We start from the raw sequence: 351 nt of genomic DNA on the forward strand, positions 1-351 counted from the left end.
CTAGACAAGCCTTGCTCAACACCGTTTAACCGGCCAATACTTGCCTGATCTGGGACTTGTAAATTAAAGCCAAGTACAGCCACTGATTTTTTGAATCGGCCCGCATCAGAGTTCAGACACTCTGACGAGGCATCAAGATCAACAGCATACTGAATACTAAGATAATCACCTGCAACGTGTTCGTGCTTAATACGTTCTTCTAGTACTCGAATTTTGCTTGCCAAACTATCACTACTCGCTTCTACTCGCCCATTCACAAGTGAATTGTGCTCTTTGCGTTCGATAAAGGCGCGCATCGCTTTAGCGAGTGCATCTTGTCTGGCCGCTTCTCGCGCCTCAACATAGCTCACG

1 protein-coding gene is annotated in these 351 nt (G+C 46.7%); it reads right to left on the minus strand.

Going from position 1 to position 351, the window contains the following annotated elements; genetic code table 11:
• A partial coding sequence (locus tag A3762_RS27315) for a hypothetical protein (protein ID WP_197469107.1) occupies positions 1-351 on the minus strand: 351 nt, incomplete at both ends.

The sequence above is a fragment of the Oleiphilus sp. HI0125 genome, from assembly GCF_001635355.1.